Below are 19,622 nucleotides of genomic sequence, written 5' to 3' on the forward strand. Positions count from 1 at the left end.
GGTGCTGGCGCGGGCCGGGCTGACGCTGGAGCAGATGGATGTGATCGAGATCAACGAGGCCTTCGCCGTCCAGGTGCTGGGCTGCCTCGAGGGGCTCGGCCTGTCCGCCGACGACTCGCGCCTGAATGCCAACGGCGGCGCCATCGCCATCGGTCACCCCCTGGGCGCCTCCGGGGCACGCCTGGCGCTGACCGCCCTGCGCCAGCTGGAGGCCGGCGGTGGGCGCTTCGCCCTGGTGACCATGTGCATCGGCGTCGGCCAGGGCATCGCCGCCATCCTCGAGCGACTGGACGGCTGATCCCAGCGACGAGCCGGCCGGGCATCTCGCCACCAGGAGAACCGAATGAAGCCGCCGCCCCTCACGGGGCGGCGGCTTTGTTACCTGCCGGCGCGCTCCGTTCCCGGCGACGCCATCAGCGACCTTCGACCTGGCCCGCGAGCCGGTCGCGAGGACGGGCCGCGGCCGGCCGGCGCCAGGCACCGCGATGAGCCAGGTAGCAGAGGGCCAGCAGCGCCAGCCCGACCATGTCGCTGCGCCACTCGGGGTAGATCAGCAGGCCCGCCGGCAGCAGCAGGATGACACGGGTCAGGCGGCCGATGCTGCCGACGCGATACAGGTAGCCCTCCATGGCCGAGGCCACCAGCCAGATGGCGGTGATGGCGGTGAGCGACGACAGCAGCACCCGGTCGAGGGGCCCCTGCAGGATCAAGGCGGGGTTGAGCACGAACAGGAAGGGCAGCACGAACAGCACCCCGCCCAGGCGCACCGCGTGGAGGCTGGTGCGGGTGTTGCCGGCACCCGCCACCCCCGCGGCGGTGATCGCCGCCAGGGCCACCGGCGGGGTGATATAGGAGAGCATGCCCCAGTAGAGGATGAACAGGTGGCTGCCCAGGGGGTCGAGCCCCGCGCCCACCAGGGCCGGCGCCAGCAGGATCGACAGGAAGATGTAGCAGGCACTGACGGTCATGCCCATGCCCAGCACGAAGCTGGTCACCGCCCCCGCCACCAGCATCAGGGGGATGCTGCCATCGGCATACAGCAGCAGCTCGCGGGAGAAGGAGCCGGCCACCCCGGTATAGGAGAGGCCACCGACCACCAGGCCGATGCCGGCCAGTATCGCCACCAGATTGCCGATGTTGTGGGCGAGTCGGTACATGAACCCCAGCCCCTTGCCGACGCTCAACCGCTGCCGGCGGCGGAACAGCGAGATCGCCAGCAGCACCAGGGTGGCATAGTAGGGGGCATGACTCTCCAGGCGCATCACCAGCAGCATATGGATCAGCACCGCGAGGCTCAGCAGGTAGGGCCAGCCGGACTTCAGGGTATCGAACACCCGGGGAATCTCCTCGGGTCGCATGCCCTTCAGGCCCTGGCGGGCCGCATGATTGTCCACCTGCAGCAGCAGCGCCAGGTAGAAGAGGATCGCCGGCAGCAGCGCCGCCACCATCACCGTGGCGTAGCTCACCCCCAGGAAGGAGGCCATGATGAAGGCCACGGCGCCCATTACCGGCGGCATCAGGGTACCCCCGGTGGAAGAGCAGGCCTCGACGGCGGCGGCGTACTCGGCGGAGTAGCCGCTGCGCTTCATGGCGGGAATGGTGATCGTCCCGGTGGTCAGGATATTGGAGACCGCACTGCCCGAAAGGCTGCCCATGAAGGCACTCGAGATCACCGCCACCTTGGCCGGCCCGCCGCGACTCCGCCCCATCAGGGCGGTGGCGAAGTTCATGAAGAACTCGCCGCCGCCGGTCACGGTCAGGGCGATGCCGAAGACCACGAAGCCGATGATCAGGTTGGCCACCACCTGCATGGGCACGCCGATGATGCTCTCGGCCCCCATCACATGGGCGCGGATCGTCTCATCCAGGGCGAAGGGGTTGCTCCACAGGAAGCCCGGCATCTGGCCGGCATAGAGGGGATAGAGGCCAAACACCAGGGCCACGGCGAAGATCGCCCAGCCGCCGCAGCGCCTGACGCCCTCCAGCACCAGCAGCAGCGTCAGCGCGGCGACGAGGGTGGCTTCGCGGGGGGCGAAGTACTCCCAGCCCTCCTGGGTCATGCGCAGGCCATTGACGCCCAGGTAGATGGCGCACCCCAGGGCGGCGATCGCCAACAGCCAGTCGTACCAGGGCAGTCGACGGGCATCGGCGGTCCGGGCGGGAAAGCAGAGCAACGCCACGGCGAGGAAGATGCCGATCAGGTAGTAGAGGAAGGCATTGCCCAGGGGGTAGAAGCCGAACAGCTTCAGGGCGAAGGTCTGGTTGATGGCCAGCAGCAGGCCGATGAGGCCCAGGGTCATCACCACCCCCCGGGGAAAGCCACTGAGCCGCTGGTTATTGATATCGCTCATGGTCAGGACCCTTGCAGAGGAGAGGCCGGGGCGACGAGGCCCCGGCCATGGCATCACTGAAGCTCGGCGAGCACCGCCTGGCGACGCTCGTCCCACAGTGCGGCGAAGGCTTCGTCGTCCAGGTCGCCGCCCTCCTCCCGGGCCTGCGACCAGGCCTCGCTCAGGGCCTCCAGCCTGGCCAGGCGTGCCTCGTTCCAGGCCTGCATCTCCTCGTTCCAGATGCCCTGCTCGTCCAGATAGCGGATTGCCCCGGCGTGGAAGGGAATATCGATCGGCGGCACTCCGGCATCGTCGATGGCCCAGCGATGGATCGCCGAGGTGGCGTCCTTGTAGAGGTCGTAGGTCTCGTCCAGCGCCTTGACGAACTCATACACCTCGTCGTCGCTCCTGTCGGCCAGGGAGACGATGATCGGATAGCGATAGGCCAGCATGTTGGCCGGTGACGCCTCGGAGAGCCCCGCCCCGATCGTCTCCCGGAAGGGCTGGAACACCGGGGCGACCCGGTTCATGCGCCGCCAGCCCTTCTCGTCGTCCGCCGGGATATCGACCCAGTGGATGCCTCGGGCGGACTCCGCCAGCTCGTAGAGCTGGCTGGCGGTGGTGGTGGTGCAGGTCGCGTCGGCACGATTCTCTGCCAGTGAACTCATGGCCGCCCCATGGGCCGGAAACATCACCGCCTCCACGTCATCGCGAGTCAACCCACCGAAGGCGAGGATCGCATCGCACTTGACGTTGACCGAGGGATTGCCGGCAACATAGGCGACCCGCTTGCCACGCAGGTCTTCCAGGGTGCGAATGCCGGCGTCGGCGGCGGTGGGCACGCCGAAGGTGGAGGGGCGACCGGCCACGGCGCGCAGGTCCTGGGGGCCCCAGCGCCGTTCGGCGAAGTCATGGAGGCCTTCCGTGGCGAAGAAGGACTCGGTGGCCAGGTAGGCGTAGTCGGCGCGACCACTGAGCAGGGGCTGCAGGCGGCCGATCGCCGAGCCGGCCGGCTGGATGCGGATGCGGCTGTCATGGGCGCGGCCGAAGGCGTCGGCGATGGCCGAGGCCTCGGAGTGGCCCTGGGAGCCGACGTCGTAGGCCGTCCAGGTCATGGTGTCGGGCAGCCCGTCGGCGTGAGAATTACCGCCCAAGGTGATCAGCGAAGCGGCGATCAGGCCGGCGGTGAGTGTCTTGCGTTGCATGGCATGCTCTCTCTGCTTGTTATTGAAGGATTGGCCATCGAGGCTCGGGTATCGCGTCGTCAGGCGCGGGATGCGGGGATGACGCCCTGCCCCCGCAGGTCGGCGACGCGTGTCGGCGAGAGGCCGAGGGCGGCGAGGATCTCCTCGGTGTGTTCGCCGAAGCGCGGCGGCGGGCGGCGATATCGAGAGGGCGTGCGGCCCAGCTTGACCGGCGAGCCGGTGCCCCGGTAGGCGCCGATCTCGACGATCATCTCGCGGTGGGCGGTATGCGGATGGGCCAGGACCTCCCGGGTCTCGAGCACCGGGCCGCAGGGCACCCCGACGCGAATGAGGCGCTCCGCCAGGGCCTCGCCCTCCTCCGTCGCCATGGCCGACTCGAGGGCATCGCGCAGCGCCTCGCGATTGGCCAGCCGCGTCCCGTTGTCGACGAAACGCGGATCAGCCGTCAGCTCCGGACACCCGATCGTCTCGCACAGCCTGGCGAACTGGCCGTTGTTGCCCACCGCCAGGAACAACGGCTGGGTGGCGGTGCGATACACCTCGTAGGGCGCAATGTTGGGATGGGCGTTGCCGGTACGCCTGGGCGCCGGCCCGCCATGGAAGACATTGGGAAAGTGCGGGTGCATCAGCGAGAGTCCCGAGTCGAACAGCGCCGCCTCGACGAACTGCCCCCTGCCGCTGCGCTGGCGTTCATGCAGCGCCAGACTGATGCCGATCACCGCATTGAGCCCGGTGACGATATCCACCACCGGCAGGCCGATCCGCAGGGGGTCCCCTCCGGCCTCGCCATTGACGCTCATCAGCCCGGCCATGGCCTGGATCACGGCGTCGTAGCCGGGCAGCCCACCCAGGGGGCCATCGGCGCCGAAGCCACTGATCCGGCAGTGGATCAGCCCCGGGAAGCGCGCCTCGAGGACCTCGTAGCCCAGGCCCCACTTCTCCAGGGTACCCGGCTTGAAGTTCTCCACCAGCACATCGGTCCCTTCCAGCAGCTGCAGCAGCAGCTCCCTGCCCGCGGCCTGGCGAAGGTCCAGCGCCATGCCCCGCTTGCTGCGGTTGAGGCCATGGAAGTAGGAGGCGGCGTCCCCCGCGAAGGGAGGCCCCCAGCCTCGGGTCTCGTCACCCGAAGGGGGCTCGATCTTGATCACATCGGCGCCATGGTCGCCGAGCACCTGGGTGCAGTAGGGGCCGCCCAGCACACGGCTGAGGTCGATCACCCGGATGCCGCTCAGCGCGGCGTCGGAGCAGCTCATGCCACCACCTCCTCGACGAGACCGGCCCGACGAGCCAGGGCCTGGTCATCGACCAGCCGGGCCAGTCCCCGGCGATCCAGCGCGGTCTCCGCCAGCAGGTCGGCCACGGCCTCGGCGTCCACCGCGGCAGGCTCGAGAGGGTCCCGGGGCAGCAGCCTGTGCTGGAGCACCAGCTTGGCCAGGGCCAGGCGCCGGCAGTCGTCGCCCAGCCTTGCCGCCTCCCAGGCCAGGATGATAGCCGAGGTGAGGTGATAGAGCCCGCTGGCGATGCGGCGCCCCTCGGCCTCGTTGTCCGGCGAGTCGGCCACCCGCTCGGCGGCGGCCACGCCCTTCGCCAGCAGGGTCGTGAAGAGAGCGCGCTCCCGCTCGGTCAGGGCGGCCTCGTCGAGCAACCGCCGCAGGTAGTCCCGCAACACCGGCAGGGTCCGCTCGCGGCGAATGGCACGGAAGACGTCCAGGGCGACGATGTTGCTGGTGCCTTCCCAGATCGACCCCAGGTGGGCATCCCGCAACACCCGGGCGTCCGACCACTCCTCGATATAGCCGCAGCCGCCGCGCACCTCCATGCCGTCGCCGGTCACCTTGCGGGCATCACGGGTGGTGCGGAACTTGATCAGGGGCGTCAGGATGCGCAGCAACTTGGCGGCCTCGGGGTCGCCGCCATCGGCACGGCGCAGGCAGTCGGCGGTATGAAAGACCATGCTTCGTCCCTGCTCGGCGCTGACCATCATCTTGCTCAGCTGGCGCTGCATCAGCGGCAGATCGATCAGTTGCCGGCCGAAGGCGACCCGATGGCGCGAGATGAACAGCGCCTCGTTCACGGCACGCCGCATCAGGCCGGCGGAGCGCACCCCGTTCGACAGCCGCGACATATTGATCATGTCGGTCATCTGCTTGAAGCCGTTGCCCGGCTCGCCCACCACATGGGCCTCGGCCCCTTCCAGCACGATCTCGCCGCTGGCCATCGAGCGGGTGCCCAGCTTGTCCTTGAGGCGCAGGATGCGGTAGCGATTCAGGCTGCCATCCTCCAGATGCCGCGGCAGCAGGAAGAGGGTCAGGCCGCGGGTGCCTGCCTCGCCGCCGGCCGGACGCGCCAGCACCATGGCCAGGGCCGCGTCCGGATTGGAGCAGAACCACTTGTCGCCATACAGCCGCCAGACGCCCCCCTCGTAACGGGCCTCGGTGGTGATCGCCCCCACGTCGGAGCCGGCATCCTGCTCGGTCATGAACATGGCCCCCTGAAACCGCTGCTCGGCGTCCTGGGAAGTGAGCCGGCCGAGGTAACGTTCGATCAACGCCGGCGAGCCGAACTTGCGCAGGGTGCGGGTCAGGGCATCGGTCATGCTCAGCGGACAGCAGAGTCCGAACTCCGCCTGGACGAAGAGGTAGGTCAGGCCGTACTTGACGATGGGCGGCAGCGGTTCCGGCCAGTCCAGCACCCCACCGCGGTGGGACATCGCCGCGAGCCCGAAGCGGGAATAGGCGTAGTGTTCCAGCCGGCGGTAGGACGGGTGCTTGTCGATGCGCTGAAGATCGGCACCGTTGCGGCAGCGCAGCCGAAGCACCGGTGGGTGCCTGTCGGCCTCCAGTGCCAGGGTCTCGAGCTCGTCCCCGACCAGGCCACCGAGTTCGCGGAACTGCGGCTCGATGTGCGACCTCAGGGTGGGGTCTGCATAGATGCCCAGCAGTCGCGCAAACTCGGGGTCGCCGTCGTAGACATTACCGCCGCGGCTGTCGGGGATATTGCGATGGGTGGCGTCAGGCACCGGCTCTCTCCTCTCACGATTTGTTTTATCGCATGCTAGGAGGGCAAATGACGCCACACCAATACCACTTTCCTCTCTTTCGATAGTATTTTTGGTATCATCAAGGGATATTCACCATTGCCGATCATGGGAAGAGGACGCCATGGCTCTGACCTTTCGCCAGTTGCGCTACTTCCTGGTGCTGGCCGACGAACTGCACTTCGGCCGCGCCGCCAGGCGACTGCACATCTCCCAGCCGCCCCTCAGCGCCAGCCTGCGCCAGCTGGAAGAGGAGCTCGGCGTCCAGTTGCTGGAGCGCAGCAGCAAGCATGTCGCCCTGACCACGGCGGGCCTCGCCTTCCAGCGCCAGGCGCAGCGCCAGCTGGAGCACCTGGAGGAATCGCGAGCCCTGGTCAGGCGCATCGCCACCAGCGCCTCGGGCCTCGTGCGGGTCGGCTTCACGCCGGCGATGCTCTTTCGCCAGTTGCCGGCGGCCCTCAAGGCCCTGCAGGCGTCGCATCCGGGCATCGAGATTCAACTGATGGAGCGCAACTCCGCCGACCAGGTCGAGGCCATCGAAGCCGGCCAGCTGGATATCGGCTTCATCCACTCGATGCCGCTCCCCCCGAGCCTGTCCACCTTGACCATCGCCGACGAGGAGTTCCTGTGTTGCCTGCCCCAGCACCATCCGCTGGCGTCGCGGGCGAGGCTGGAGATCCGCGACCTGGCCGGCGAACCGCTGGTGATGTTCAATCGCAGCCTGGCGCCCCACTACTACGATCGCATCGTCAGCCTGTTTCATGTCGCCGACCAGGAACCCTCCATCAAGCACGAGGTGTCCCACTGGCTGACCATCGTGGCCCTGATCGCCCACGGCATGGGCGTCGCCCTGGTGCCCCGGGCGTTGGCGGGGTCGATGTTCTCGAACGTGGTCTTCCTGCCCCTGGCCAACACGAACGTCAGGCATCAGTCGCACTGCATCTGGCTCACCGACGCCGTCGACGCCAACCGCGACCTGCTGATCGATAGCGTCAGGGCGACCTGCAGGCAAATACCGTCTGATATGCGATACTAGATTCCGCAATTCGTGATCCGGCTCAGGAACCCCTGCATGAAGCACCCAACTGTCACCGATGACGACGCCGACAGCCCCGGCAAGGATCGCAACTTCGTCACGGCCCTGGGCCGTGGCCTGGAGCTGCTGCGTGCCTTCGGCGCCGGTGAGGAATATCTCGGCAATGCCGAGCTCTCGCGGCGCACCGGCATTCCCCGGCCGACGGTCTCTCGTCTGACCTACACCCTGACGCTGCTGGGCTATCTGCAGCACAACCAGCATCTCGAGAAATACCGCCTGGGGGCCGGGGTGCTCGCCCTGGGCTATCGCTACCTGGCCAACATGGGCATTCGCGATATCGCCCGCCCTCACCTGCAGCGCCTCGCCGACGCCACCGACTGCAACGTCAGCCTGGGCACCGCCGATCGCACCTCGATGATGTATCTGGAGACCTGCCACGGCAGCGGTCCGCTGATCATGCGCCTCGAGGTCGGCTCGCGGCTGCCCATGGCGACCTCGGCCATCGGCCGCGCCTGGCTCTGCGGCATCTCCACCGAGCGTCGCCAGCAGGTATTGGCTGAATTGCGGGAGACCCATCGCGATGACTGGCCACGCATCGAGGCCGGCATCGACAGGAGCCTGGCGGAGTACGAGCACCACGGTTTCTGCCTCTCCGAGGGGGACTGGCAGAAGGAGGTCAGCGCCGTGGCCCTGCCGCTGGTACTCGAAGGCGGAGCGGAGGTCATGGCCATCAACTGCGGGGGATCAGGACTGAGGCTGACGCACGAGATCCTGGTCGAGAACCTCGGTCCACGGCTGATCGAGGTCGCCGAGCGAATCCGGCGGGAGTTCGAGCCCGCCGGGATGCCGCGCTGACCCGGCACCCCACGGCCCGGCGGCGCTTCAGAGCCGGACCTGCTCCTTCACCTTGTCGACGATATGCGCGCCGATGGGAATCGCCGAGGTAGCCGCCGGCGACGGCGCGTTGCAGACATTGACGGTACGCCGGGTGTTGACGAACAGGAAGTCGTCGATGAGCTTGCCGCCGCGGGATACCGCCTGGGCGCGCACCCCGGCGGGCCAGGGCCCGAGGTCCTCGAGGGTCAGGCTGGGGCAGTACTTGCGCACCTGCTCCAGATACCCCCGCTTGAACAGCGAATTCTTCAGTTCCGAGAGGCCCGGCCTCAGGCTCCCGCCGAGGGCCCTGAGAATGCCCGGGTTGCTGAACATCCGTGCCATGTCGGTCAGCGAGACATCGTTCTTGTGATAGCCCTCGCGCTTGAGCGCGAGCACGGCATTGGGACCGACGGTCACGCCGCCGTCGATCATGCGGGTCAGGTGCACGCCGAGGAACGGCATGGCCGGGTCGGGAATCGGGTAGATCAGGTGGTTGACGATGCGATCGTGCCTGGCCGGCAGTCGGTAGTACTCGCCGCGGAAGGGACAGATGGTGAACCCGGGGTTGCGGCCCAGCATGCGGACCACCCGGTCGGCCATCAGCCCGGCGCAGGTGACCAGATAGCGGGCGCTGAATTCCCCCTGGGTGGTGTGCACCACCACTTCGCCGGGGCGTTCGTCGAGGCCGGTGACCCGATGCCCGTAGTGCAACTGTCCGCCGCGGCGCTCGAACTCATCCGCCATCGCCTCGGTGACCCGGGCGTAGTCGACGATGCCGCTCGAGGGCACGAAGATGGCGCCCAGCCCGGTGATGTTGGGCTCCCGCTCGCGAAGCGCCTCGGCGTCGAGCCACTCGCGCTCCAGCCCGTTGGCCGCGGTGCGTTCCCACAGCGCCTCCATGCGCTGCATCTCGAGGGCGTTGGTGGCCACCAGCAATTTCCCGCACTCGTCGTAGGCGATGCCATGGGTGGCGCAGAAGGCCTTGGTCGCGCGGTTACCCTCGAGGCAGAAACGCGCCTTGAGGCTACCCGGCGTGTAGTAGACCCCGGCATGGATCACGCCGCTGTTGTGGCCGGACTGGTGGCGCGCCGGCCCCTCCTCCTTCTCCAGCAGCAGCAGGCGACGGTCGGGGTAGGCCTCGGCGAGCTGCATGGCGGTGGACATGCCGAGGATGCCGCCACCGATGATGATGAAGTCCAACACGGCACACCTCGAGGTTTAGGATCGCGGTCAGGGCACCCCAGCAGAATATCCATCATTCGGCCGAGTTTCCATTATCCTGACGAAGTGACCATGATTATCGCTAGTAGCGACAATCGGGTATCATGGCAAGCGAATCAAGGAATGGCGACATCATGGAGATCCCCCCTCGACAGAACCTGGGCATCAGCGCCTATCACTGGCTCAAGCGCGACATCATCCGCGGGATCTTCCAGCCCGGCGAGAAGCTGCTGATGAGCCGACTCAAGGAGCGCTACGATCTCGGCATCGGCCCCCTGCGGGAGGCCCTCTCGCAACTGGTGGCCGAGCGCCTGGTGATCGCCATCAGTCAGCGCGGCTATCGGGTGGCGCCGATGTCGCTGGCCGAGCTCGCCGATCTCTACGACGCCCGCGCCCAGCTCGAGGCGATGATGCTACGCCTGGCCATCGAACGCGGCGACGACGCCTGGGAAGCCGGCATCCTCGGCCGTGCCCACACGCTGGCCAAGGTGATGGAGGTGAACGGCCCCGACGAGTTGCTGGACATCTGGGATGCCCGCCACAAGGACTTTCACACCGCCATCGTCGGCGGCTGCAATTCCCCCCATCTGCTGCAGGTACGCGAGACCCTGTTCAACCAGGTGGAGCGCTATCGGCATCTGTGGCTGCGCGAGACGGTCTTCTCCGACGAGGCCCTGGAGCGCAAGCGCCGGGAACACGCGGCCCTGGTCGACGTCATCCTGGCCCGTGACGCCGATCGCGCCACCGTGATGATGCGCGAGCACCTGATGACCCCCGTCCCCATCATCACCGAAGTGATGCACAGCCGAGGCCTGGCCTGAGCCACCGGTTGACGCCACTCGTCCGCGAACGACCTCGATTGTCATACGCACGTCATCGCCGGGTATGAAACTGCTCCACAGGCAACGCCGAGGCAATCGGCGGTGTTAAACTCAGAACGACACCCGGTGCGCCATCGAGACGCGGCGCCAGCCGAAGGCCAGCCCCCGGAGGAACGACCCATGCCTCACCTGCTGCGATTTTCCCGTGATCTCGAGGCCCGCCTCGAACGCCTCAGCCAGCAGACCGGGCTGAGCAAGGCCGAACTGATCGAGCGCTGTGTCAGCGACGGTGCGGCGTCTCTCGAGACGCAACTGCTGCTGGAGAGCACCGGCACCGCCCGTCCCGAGCGCTCCATCGATCAGCTGTTGCGCGAAAGCGGCCTCGGTGCCTGAGCCCGCCCGTCACACGACGCCCGCGAAGACGGCGCGAAAGCGCCGGTAGTCGGCCAGCGCGCGCTCGCGGGATACCGCCGCCAGGCACACCTCCTGGCCCGGCAGGCACTGGGCCAGTCGGCTGGCGGCCAATGGCGTCAACGCCCCCAGCCGCGGGTAGCCGCCGATGGTCTGGCGATCGTTGAGCAGCACGATGGGCTGGCCGTCGGGCGGCACCTGGACCGCCCCCAGACCGATGCCCTCCGAGATCAGCGACTCGATGCGGCACCGCAGACGCGGGCCGGTCAGGCGTACCCCCATGCGATCGGCGCGATCATCTACTCGCCAGACGGCATTGAAGGCATCGAACAGGCTGCGGCCGGTGAAACCGCCGATCTGCGCGCCGGGCAGCAGCGCCAGCCGTGCGGTTTGCCGATAGTCGGGGCGCTCGGTCGGCGGTGCCGACCGCACATCCCCCCCTCGGCCACCCCCCTCCCCGACCCTCAGCAGATCGCCCTCGGCCAGCGTGTGTCCCAGGCCATCATGCCCCCCCAGGCCCTCGCGCACCACGCAGGCCACGCTACCCAGCACCGGCTCGGCCGAGAAGCCACCGGCCACCGCCAGATAGGCGCGCAGGCCATTGATCGGCTGCGTGAAGGCCAGGACCTGCCCCTCACGGATCGCGACCGACTGCCAGCCCGGCAGCGCCTCCCCGTCGCGGGTCGCCCCGAGGTCCGCCCCGGCGACCGCCAGCGTCAGGTCGCGCTCGGCGACCAGCTCGATCCCGCCGAAGGTGATCTCCAGCGCCGTGGCGCCCCAGGAGTTGCCCACCAGATGGTTGGCCCAGGCCCAGCCGTGCAGGTCGGCCGGCCCGCCCTGGGTCACCCCCAGGTGACGCACGCCGAAGCGACCGGCATCCTGCAGCAGTGCCAAGGGGCCGCTACGCCTGACACGGAAGCCGGGAACGGCTCGCTGACTCATCGCCCCGCCTCCTCGCCCATCGGCGTCGTATCGCCCCCCTGGGCCTCGAAGGTCGCCCGGTCGACGGGCACGAAACGCACCCGATCCCCCAGGCGCAACAGGCTGAAGCCCTCGCGCTCGCGATCGAAGAGCCGGGCCGCGGTACGGCCGATCAGGTTCCAGCCGCCGGGCGAGACCGCCGGGTAGGCCGCGGTCTGGCGCCCCGCCACCGCCACGCTGCCCAGCGGCACCCGCTGGCGCGGCGTGTCGAGCCGCGGGCACTCGAGCCGCTCGTCGAGCAGCCCCATGAAGGCAAAGCCCGGGGCGAAGCCCAGGGCGAAGACCCGGTAGAGCGCCTCGCTATGGCAGCCGATCACCTCCGCTACCGACATGCCGGCGCGCTCGGCCAGCCGGCCAAGCTCCGGCCCGACGCTCGTGTCGTACCAGGTGGGGAGCTCGCGGATCTCGCCGTCCATGGCATCGGCATCCGGGGTGAGCCCGGCGAGCACCGCCTCGAGGCGACGGCGGGCCAGCTCGGGGTCGAGCTTGAGCGGGTCGAAGACCACCAGCAGCGTGGTATAGGACGGCACCAGATCGACCAGCGCCTCGCCGAAGGCCGCCTCGCAGTCCCGGCTCAGGGCGGTCAGCCAGGGCAGGTTGGCCTCGTCGATGGTCGCGAACAGCCGCACCATCCAGGCATCCAGGCCGGCGGCCTCGAGGCGGGGCAACCCCGCGGTGACCCGTCCGGTCATGACGGCTGCTCGAGCCGGTCCAGGGCTTCGCGGATCGCCTTCACCGCGGCGATCGACTCGGGATTGTCGCCATGCACGCAGAGCGTATCCGCCGCCAGCACCAGCTCGCTGCCGTCGCGGGTCGTGATCGGCAACCCGGCAGCGATGCGCCGGGCCTGGTCGACGATCACCGCCGGGTCGTGGTGCACCGCCCCCGGCTCGCGTCGCGACACCAGCCGCCCCTCGCCGTCGTAGGCGCGGTCGGCGAAGGCCTCGAACCACAGGGTCACGCCGTGCTCGTCGGCCAGTGCCCGGAAGCCGCTCGGATCGCGGGTGGCCATCACCATCAGCGGCAGCCGGGCATCGAAGGCCAGGATGGCACGCATCACCGCCGCCAGGATCCCGGGATCACGGGCCATGTCGTTGTAGAGCGCCCCATGGGGCTTGACGTAGCCCACCTCGAGCCCCTCGGCCCGGGCGACGCCGGCCAGGGCACCCAACTGGTAGAGCACCAGGTTCTCGATCTCCTCGGCCGAGCAGGCCAGGGAGCGGCGTCCGAAGCCGACCAGGTCCGGGTAGGCCGGGTGCGCCCCCACGGTGACGTCGTGCTCCCTGGCCAGGCGAACCGTACGGCGCATCACGTCCGGATCGGAGGCGTGGAAGCCGCAGGCGACGTTGGCCAGGTCCACGTGAGGCATCACCTCGTGGTCGAGTCCCATCACCCAGGAGCCGAAGCTCTCTCCCATGTCGGCGTTGAGCAGCAGTCGTGGCATGGCGATCTCCCGATGATTCATGCGTCGGCCGAATCTTTAAAAACAGTTTATCGATAAATTGACAATACAACATAAACGTTTAGGATGGAAAACGTTGATGTAACGTTCACCCTGCATGCGTGCCCGCGCGAAAAGGCCACTATGCTCAGGATGGACCCGAGCTGGCGGTGCCGCGAGGCCATTGCCACTCATCAACCGACAACAAGACCTCTTGAAGGAGACTGCATCATGACTGCCAGGACACCGCTGCTGGCCGGCCTGACCTCGGCCGCCGCCCTGGGCCTCGGCCTGACCACCCTGAGCGTCTCGGCCCAGGCCGCCACCGAATGGGACATGCCCACGCCCTACGGCGACCGCACCTTCCATACCGTGAACATCCGTGAATTCGCCGACGACGTGCGAGAACGTACCGACGGCGAGCTCGACATCACCGTGCACGCCAACGGTTCGCTGATCGGCCATGCCGAGATCAAGAACTCCGTGCGCCGCGGCATCGTGCCCATCGGCGAGCTGATCATGTCGCGGCTGGCCAACGAGAACCCGATCTACGAGGTGGACTCGGTGCCCTACCTGGCCGCCAATTACGAGGAGGCCTGGGCGCTGTGGGAGGCCTCCCGCGAGATCATCGCCGAGGAACTCGGCCAGCAGGGGCTGCGCATCCTCTTCGCGGTACCCTGGCCACCCCAGGGGATCTACACCCAGCAGGCCGTGGAAGGGCCGGATGACCTGCGCAACCTCAACATGCGCGCCTACAACACCGCCAGCGAGCGGCTGGCCCAACTGGTCGGTGCCGTACCCACCCAGGTCGAGGTCCCCGACATTCCCACCGCCTTCAGCACCGGCCGTGTCGATGCCATGGTCACCTCCCCGGCCACCGGCGCCGATACCAAGGCCTGGGACTACCTGGGCCACTTCAACCATGCCCAGCTGTGGATTCCCAAGAACATGGTGATCGTCAGCGAGCAGGCCTTCTCCCGCCTCGACGAGGCCACCCGGGAGGCGGTGCTCGAGGCCGCCGCGGCCGCCGAGGAGCGCGGCTGGGAAATGAGCCGCCAGGAGACCGACGATGCCATCGCCGTGCTGGAGGAGAACGGCATCGAGGTCAGCGAGCCGACCCCCGAACTCGCCGAACTGCTCGCCGAGATCGGCGCGACCATGACCGAGGAGTGGGCCGAGAGTGCCGGCGACCAGGGAGCCGCGATCCTCGAGGCCTACGAGGCCGCGCGTCCCTGACCCGTCCCGACCGCCCCGGTGCTCGACACCGGGGTGTTCTACAGCCTCTCGCACAGGGTAATCCGTCATGCGTTATCGCCTCCGTCCGCTCTACGACCTGGGCGGCTACCTGGCCGCCGCCTGCCTCTGCCTGATCTGCGCCCTGATCACCGCCCAGATCCTGGGGCGCATCATCGATCGCCTCGCCACCCAGGTGGGCGGCGATCGTATCGGCCTGGCGATTCCCGGCCTCTCGGAGATCTCCGGTTTCCTGCTGGTCGGCGCCACCTTTCTCGGGCTGGCCTACACCTTCGTCCACGGCGGCCATATCCGCGTGACCCTGCTGATCGGCCGGCTGCCGCCCGCCGCCCGGGTCTTCGTCGAGGCGTTCTGCCTGAGCGTGGCGCTGGCACTCTGCCTCTACCTCGCCTGGAACCTCTACTGGCTGCTGGAGGACAGCATCGCCTTCAACGAGACCTCCTATGGCCTGCTGCGCATTCCGCTGTGGATTCCCCAGACGGCGATGCTCGCCGGCGTGGTGCTGTTCTGCCTGGCGCTGCTCGAGACCTGGCTCGCCACGCTGCATGCCGCCGTGACCCGGCCATCCGCCTTCACCATCGACGACAGCGGCCACGAGTGAGCCCCGGAGACCGACCATGCTCCTGATGATGACGATCCTCTTCGCGGTCCTGCTGCTGCTGCTCGGCAGTGGTGTCTGGGTGGCCTTCTCGCTGCTCGGGCTCGGCTGGCTGGGCCTCTCCCAGTTCACCTCGATCCCCACCGGCGACGTCATGGCCTCGAACATCTGGGGCTCCAGCTACAGCTGGGAGCTCACCGCCCTGCCGATGTTCATCTGGATGGGCGAGATCCTCTTCCGCTCGAAACTCGCCGACGACATGTTCACCGGCCTCTCGCCCTGGATGCAGCGCATCCCCGGGCGGCTGCTGCACACCAATGTGGTGGGCTGCGGGCTGTTCGCCGCGGTTTCCGGCTCCTCGGCGGCGACCTGCGCCACCATGGGCAGGATGACCATCCCCGAGCTCACCCGCCGCGGCTATGACGAACGCCTGGTCATCGGCACCCTGGCCGGCTCGGCCACCCTGGGGCTGCTGATCCCGCCCTCGATCATCCTGATCGTCTTCGGGGTGGCCACCGACCAGTCCATCGCCCGCCTGTTCATGGCCGGTATCTTGCCCGGCCTGATGCTGATCTCGCTGTTCGCCGCCTACCTGATGCTCTGGGCCTGGCGCTTTCCCGACCGCGTGCCGCCCGCCGAGGCCGGCCTGCCGCTCGGCGAGAAGTTGCGCCGGGCACGCCGGCTGATTCCCATGCTGGCGCTGATCGTCGGGGTGATCGGCTCGATCTATACCGGCCTGGCCTCGCCCACCGAGGCCGCCGCCGTGGGCGTGGTGCTCTCGCTGCTGCTGGCCAAGGTCCAGGGCACCATGGGCCGCCTGGTGTTCCGCGACGCCCTGCTCGGCGCGGTGCGGACCTCCTGCATGATCGCCTTCATCCTCGCCGGGGCGAGCTTCCTCACCGCCGCCATGGGCTTCACCGGCCTGCCACGGGAACTCGCGGCCTGGATCGCCACCCTGGGCCTCTCGCCGTGGATGCTGCTCGCGGCGCTCACGCTGTTCTTCGTGCTGCTGGGCTGCTTCCTCGACGGTATCTCGGTGGTGGTGCTGACCACCTCGATCATGATGCCCATGGTGGAAGCCGCCGGCATCGACCTGATCTGGTTCGGCATCTACCTGGTGATCGTGGTGGAGATGTCGCAGATCACCCCGCCGGTGGGCTTCAACCTCTTCGTGCTGCAGGGCATGACCGGGCGCAACATCCTCAGCATCGCCTGGGCGGCCATGCCGTTCTTCTTCCTGATGATGCTCGGCGTGATCCTGATCTCGCTGTTTCCCGAGATCGTCACCTACCTGCCCGAGGCCATGGGCAGTCGCCGATGATCGTCGTTGCTTGACCGGAGGAGTGTCGAATGACCAAGCAGTACACGCCACGCGGGCCCATCGTCTCCTCGGAGCACCTGTCGCGCAGTGCCCAGGAGCTCTCGGAGTTCGAGTTCGGACTGATCATCGCCGGCCATGCCTTCAACCGCTGGATGGTGCGCTGCATGACCGCCACCGGCTATTCCGAACTCGGCTCGCTGGACGTACTGGTGTTGCACAGCGTCAATCACCGCGAGCGGGCCAAGCGCCAGGCGGACATCTGCCTGGTGCTCAACGTGGAGGACACCCATACGGTCACCTATGCGCTGAAGAAGCTCGGCCGCCTGGGCCTGGTGGCCGGCGAGAAGCAGGGCAAGGAGACCTTCTTCCGCACCACCGAGTCGGGCCGCGAGGCGTGCGGCCGTTATGCCGAGATCCGCGAGGCCTGCCTGGTCGACTCGCTCTCCTCCATGGGCATCGAGCGCGAGGAGATGAGCCGCCTGGCGGGGATGCTGCGCGCCCTGTCCGGGCTCTACGACCAGGCCGCGCGGTCCGCCGCGTCGCTGTGACTCAGGGCTCCCGGCCCGGGCCCGCCGCCGTCTCGGCCAGCACCGCACGGGGGTCGCGGGGATAGAAGCGCTCCGGCTGATGCTCCACATGGGGGAAGAAGCGGGTGTCCTTGTAGGGCATCTTCATGAAGCCCGAGACGCCGAGCCCCTCGATCAGGCCCACCGCGGCGAGGATGTCCTCGAGGCGGCGGCGAAACTCCGCCTCCCGGGAGGGGTCGAGCAGCCGGTAATAGCTGTGGATCTTGAGGTGCTCGGGTAGCGCCTCGAAGATGATCATGCCGGTGTGATGGATGTCGTTGAGCGCCTCCAGCGAGGTGATGATCGCCTCGGGCAGCACCAGGAACTCCTCGGGGTCGGGGCCGTCCTCGAAGTAACTGTGCAGCCGGCTGCGATCCTCGAGCTCGGGTACCGCGCTGACCTCGTAGGCCAGGCGCATGCCCGGTTCGATCGCGAAGGGACGCTCCGGCCCCTCGCGGTCCAGGTGCAGGGTGTCGCGGGCGTTGAACAGGCAGCTCTTGAAGATCCCCTGGCGATAGATCGCCCGGGCCAGGTGCACCATGTTGTTCACCGCGGCGACGAAGGCCGGCTTCAGCGACGGGTCGTGGAGGTTGAGCGAGGTGTCGATATAGACGCCGTCGACCTCCCAGCGCACCGCCAGCCCGCCCACCACCGGGTAGCGACCCAGCCGACTCACCGCGGCGAGAAAGGCCTTCTCGGTCTCGCCCATGCCCTGCATGAAGTTCTTGTAGTAGCGATCGAGCTGGACCTCGTTGACATCGTTGAGCGTCTCGCGCCCACCCTCCTCGCGCAGGAACTCCTTGCGCGAGCTGTAGACCACGGTATCGATCTCGCGGCTGGCCGGTCGCCCCCACACCGGGACCAGCGCGGTCGGCGCTGGCTCGGGCAGGTCGAGCATCACCAGCCGCGCGAGCCTGGGCATCTCGCGGATGAAGTGATCGCCGGCCTTGATGCGCACCCGCGGGTCCGGATCGAGCATGCCGTCGAGCATGCGGGCGAACTCCATGGGCAGTCCCAGGGAGGTCGCGGGGATGGCCCGGTGGCCGAAGCGACAGGACTGCGCCGAGGCCAGGGCATAGAGGGTGCCGGCGGCCCCCTGCTCGTCGAAGCGCGGCGACGACAGGGCGCCGTTCAACTGCTCCTCGCCGATGAAATAGACGTCGCCCAGGCGGGCGTTGGTCTGCTGCAGGTTGTCCGACATCAGCTCCATGACGTTGGCCGCCACGAACTGCTGGTTGGCGTCGAGCTGGGCGAACACCGAGGAGCCCCAGTCGATCAGGGCGATGCTCTCGGTGGCGGCGTCGAACACCAGGTTCGAGGGCTTGATGTCGCCATGCACCACCGGCCTGCCCGCCGGGCCCGACTCACGCCGGAGCCCGCGCAGGATATCCGCCAGCTGGTCGGCGATACGCACCACCAGACGCGGCGACAGGCGCCCCTCGCGTAGCGAGACCTCCTCGAGGTTGAGGCCCGGGGCGCGCTGCATCACCAGGATCGACTGGTGGCGCACGCGCTGGTAGGCGATCAGCTTCGGCACCCGGGGGTGGTCGGCCTGCTCCAGCATGAACGCCTCCTCCTCGAGGCGGTCCTGCAGGTGCTGGGGCAGGTTGACCCGGGTGAACTTGAACACGTACTCGTCGCCCAGGGCCGTCACCCCGGCGAAGACGAAGCCGTAGGCGCCCTTGCCGATCAGCTCGATGTCCCGGTAACCCAGCTGCTCGAGCTGGGCCTGACACAGCGCCACCCACTCCTTGAGCTTGCGGGCGTCGTCGTGGCTGAGCAGGTAGATCGACTGCTCTTCCGGGATATAGAACTGCTGCAGTGGCGCATGGGACATGTCGCTTCACCCCAGATGCAACAGCATCGTCTCCGGCGCTTCCAGGTATCCCTTCCAGGCGTTGCAGAACCGCGCGATGGTGCCGCCGTCGATGATGCGGTGGTCGCCGGCCCAGGTGACCGTCATGATCGCCCGCCGGGTCACCTCGCCGTGGGCGTCGAAGCGTGGCAGCCACTGGCTCTTGCCGATGGCGACGATGGCCACCTCGGGCGCATTGATGATCGGCGCGGCGTAGGTGCCGCCCAGGGCACCGATGTTGGAGATGCTGATGGTCCCCCCCTTGAGGTCGGCCTGGGCCACCTTGCCTTCGCGGGCATCGCCGGTCAGGCGCTGGATCTCGCGGGCCACGTCCAGCAGGGTGCGTCGCTCCACGCCCTTGACGTTGGGCACGATCAACCCCGAGCGGCTGTCCACCGCCATGCCGATATTGACCGACGACTGGTAGTGGATCTCGGTGACCGCCTCATCGAGCCGGGCGTTGAGGATCGGCTCCTCGCGCACCGCCAGCGCCATGGCCTTCATGAAGAAGGGCATCAGCGTCAGGCGCGTGCCTGCCGCTTCGGCCGCGGGCTTGAGTCGCTCGCGCAGCGCCAGCAGCTCGGTGACGTCGATCTCCTCGCCATACTGGAAATGGGGAATGGTCGTGGCCGCCTCCACCATGCGCCGCGCCATCACCGCACGGACGCC

The 19,622-nt window shown here is 68.2% G+C and carries 18 protein-coding genes and 1 pseudogene; 9 read left to right on the plus strand and 10 right to left on the minus strand.

Annotated features, from left to right (window positions below; translation table 11 throughout):
- A pseudogene (locus tag C1H66_RS01880) lies at positions 1-298 on the plus strand (3-oxoadipyl-CoA thiolase); the annotation flags it as partial.
- 115 nt (positions 299-413) lie between these two features.
- Here the strand turns inward: C1H66_RS01880 and C1H66_RS01885 are convergent.
- Genes C1H66_RS01885 through C1H66_RS01900 form a run of 4 tightly spaced genes read right to left on the minus strand, consistent with a single transcriptional unit; the run spans position 414 to position 6,554 of the window.
- Positions 414-2,351, minus strand: coding sequence for a TRAP transporter permease (locus tag C1H66_RS01885; protein WP_240618183.1), 1,938 nt, complete (start codon positions 2,349-2,351; stop codon positions 414-416).
- Positions 2,352-2,404: 53 nt separating this feature from the next.
- The gene (locus tag C1H66_RS01890; RefSeq protein WP_102626222.1) at positions 2,405-3,535 is read right to left on the minus strand and encodes a TAXI family TRAP transporter solute-binding subunit; all 1,131 of its coding nucleotides are present in this window, start codon (positions 3,533-3,535) and stop codon (positions 2,405-2,407) included.
- Between the two features lie 59 nt (positions 3,536-3,594).
- Positions 3,595-4,788, minus strand: a complete 1,194-nt coding sequence (locus C1H66_RS01895; RefSeq protein WP_102626223.1) for a CaiB/BaiF CoA transferase family protein — start codon at positions 4,786-4,788, stop codon at positions 3,595-3,597.
- Positions 4,785-6,554: an acyl-CoA dehydrogenase family protein gene (locus tag C1H66_RS01900; RefSeq protein ID WP_102626224.1), complete on the minus strand. Its 1,770-nt coding sequence runs from the start codon at positions 6,552-6,554 to the stop codon at positions 4,785-4,787. The genes C1H66_RS01895 and C1H66_RS01900 overlap by 4 nt, the downstream gene beginning before the upstream one ends.
- A gap of 142 nt (positions 6,555-6,696) precedes the next feature.
- Between C1H66_RS01900 and C1H66_RS01905 the strand changes: the two genes are divergently transcribed.
- Positions 6,697-7,608 carry a LysR family transcriptional regulator gene (locus C1H66_RS01905; protein ID WP_102626225.1) on the plus strand — a complete coding sequence of 304 codons (912 nt, stop codon included), beginning with the start codon at positions 6,697-6,699 and terminating at the stop codon, positions 7,606-7,608.
- A 36-nt stretch (positions 7,609-7,644) separates the two neighbouring features.
- Positions 7,645-8,463, plus strand: coding sequence for an IclR family transcriptional regulator (locus tag C1H66_RS01910; protein ID WP_102626226.1), 819 nt, complete (start codon positions 7,645-7,647; stop codon positions 8,461-8,463).
- A 27-nt stretch (positions 8,464-8,490) separates the two neighbouring features.
- On the opposite strand, the gene lhgO is transcribed toward C1H66_RS01910, so the two are convergent.
- Positions 8,491-9,687, minus strand: a complete 1,197-nt coding sequence (gene lhgO / locus C1H66_RS01915) for an L-2-hydroxyglutarate oxidase (RefSeq protein ID WP_102626227.1) — start codon at positions 9,685-9,687, stop codon at positions 8,491-8,493.
- 152 nt (positions 9,688-9,839) lie between these two features.
- Here lhgO and csiR point away from each other — a divergent pair, with 152 nt between their 5' ends.
- Together csiR and C1H66_RS01925 are read left to right on the plus strand one after the other, a co-directional pair.
- Positions 9,840-10,526 (plus strand): DNA-binding transcriptional regulator CsiR, encoded by a 687-nt coding sequence (gene csiR, locus C1H66_RS01920; RefSeq protein ID WP_102626228.1) that lies wholly within the window; start codon positions 9,840-9,842, stop codon positions 10,524-10,526.
- A 180-nt stretch (positions 10,527-10,706) separates the two neighbouring features.
- On the plus strand, positions 10,707-10,919 hold the full coding sequence (locus C1H66_RS01925; RefSeq protein WP_102626229.1) for a hypothetical protein: 213 nt from the start codon (positions 10,707-10,709) through the stop codon (positions 10,917-10,919).
- A 9-nt stretch (positions 10,920-10,928) separates the two neighbouring features.
- Here the strand turns inward: C1H66_RS01925 and C1H66_RS01930 are convergent, their stop codons facing one another.
- Genes C1H66_RS01930 through C1H66_RS01940 form a run of 3 tightly spaced genes read right to left on the minus strand, consistent with a single transcriptional unit; the run spans position 10,929 to position 13,362 of the window.
- On the minus strand, positions 10,929-11,879 hold the full coding sequence (locus C1H66_RS01930) for a 5-oxoprolinase subunit C family protein (RefSeq protein ID WP_102626230.1): 951 nt from the start codon (positions 11,877-11,879) through the stop codon (positions 10,929-10,931).
- Positions 11,876-12,610 carry a 5-oxoprolinase subunit B family protein gene (locus C1H66_RS01935; RefSeq protein WP_102626231.1) on the minus strand — a complete coding sequence of 245 codons (735 nt, stop codon included), beginning with the start codon at positions 12,608-12,610 and terminating at the stop codon, positions 11,876-11,878. The genes C1H66_RS01930 and C1H66_RS01935 overlap by 4 nt, the downstream gene beginning before the upstream one ends.
- On the minus strand, positions 12,607-13,362 hold the full coding sequence (locus C1H66_RS01940) for a 5-oxoprolinase subunit PxpA (protein ID WP_102626238.1): 756 nt from the start codon (positions 13,360-13,362) through the stop codon (positions 12,607-12,609). The genes C1H66_RS01935 and C1H66_RS01940 overlap by 4 nt, the downstream gene beginning before the upstream one ends.
- Positions 13,363-13,590: 228 nt before the next feature.
- Here C1H66_RS01940 and C1H66_RS01945 point away from each other — a divergent pair, with 228 nt between their 5' ends.
- The 4 genes from C1H66_RS01945 (at position 13,591) to C1H66_RS01960 (ending at position 17,080) form a co-directional block, all read left to right on the plus strand.
- Positions 13,591-14,595, plus strand: a complete 1,005-nt coding sequence (locus tag C1H66_RS01945; protein ID WP_102626232.1) for a TRAP transporter substrate-binding protein — start codon at positions 13,591-13,593, stop codon at positions 14,593-14,595.
- 67 nt (positions 14,596-14,662) lie between these two features.
- Positions 14,663-15,214, plus strand: a complete 552-nt coding sequence (locus C1H66_RS01950) for a TRAP transporter small permease (RefSeq protein WP_102626233.1) — start codon at positions 14,663-14,665, stop codon at positions 15,212-15,214.
- Between the two features lie 16 nt (positions 15,215-15,230).
- Positions 15,231-16,532, plus strand: coding sequence for a TRAP transporter large permease (locus C1H66_RS01955; protein WP_102626234.1), 1,302 nt, complete (start codon positions 15,231-15,233; stop codon positions 16,530-16,532).
- Positions 16,533-16,561: 29 nt separating this feature from the next.
- Positions 16,562-17,080, plus strand: a complete 519-nt coding sequence (locus tag C1H66_RS01960; RefSeq protein ID WP_102626235.1) for a winged helix DNA-binding protein — start codon at positions 16,562-16,564, stop codon at positions 17,078-17,080.
- A gap of 1 nt (position 17,081) precedes the next feature.
- On the opposite strand, the gene C1H66_RS01965 is transcribed toward C1H66_RS01960, so the two are convergent.
- Positions 17,082-18,935 carry a protein kinase domain-containing protein gene (locus C1H66_RS01965; protein ID WP_102626236.1) on the minus strand — a complete coding sequence of 618 codons (1,854 nt, stop codon included), beginning with the start codon at positions 18,933-18,935 and terminating at the stop codon, positions 17,082-17,084.
- Between the two features lie 6 nt (positions 18,936-18,941).
- On the minus strand, positions 18,942-19,622 hold a 681-nt coding region (locus C1H66_RS01970), incomplete at its 5' end, for a 2-oxo acid dehydrogenase subunit E2 (RefSeq protein ID WP_205738619.1).

This window comes from Halomonas heilongjiangensis, assembly GCF_002879645.1.
Lineage (GTDB): Bacteria > Pseudomonadota > Gammaproteobacteria > Pseudomonadales > Halomonadaceae > Halomonas > Halomonas heilongjiangensis.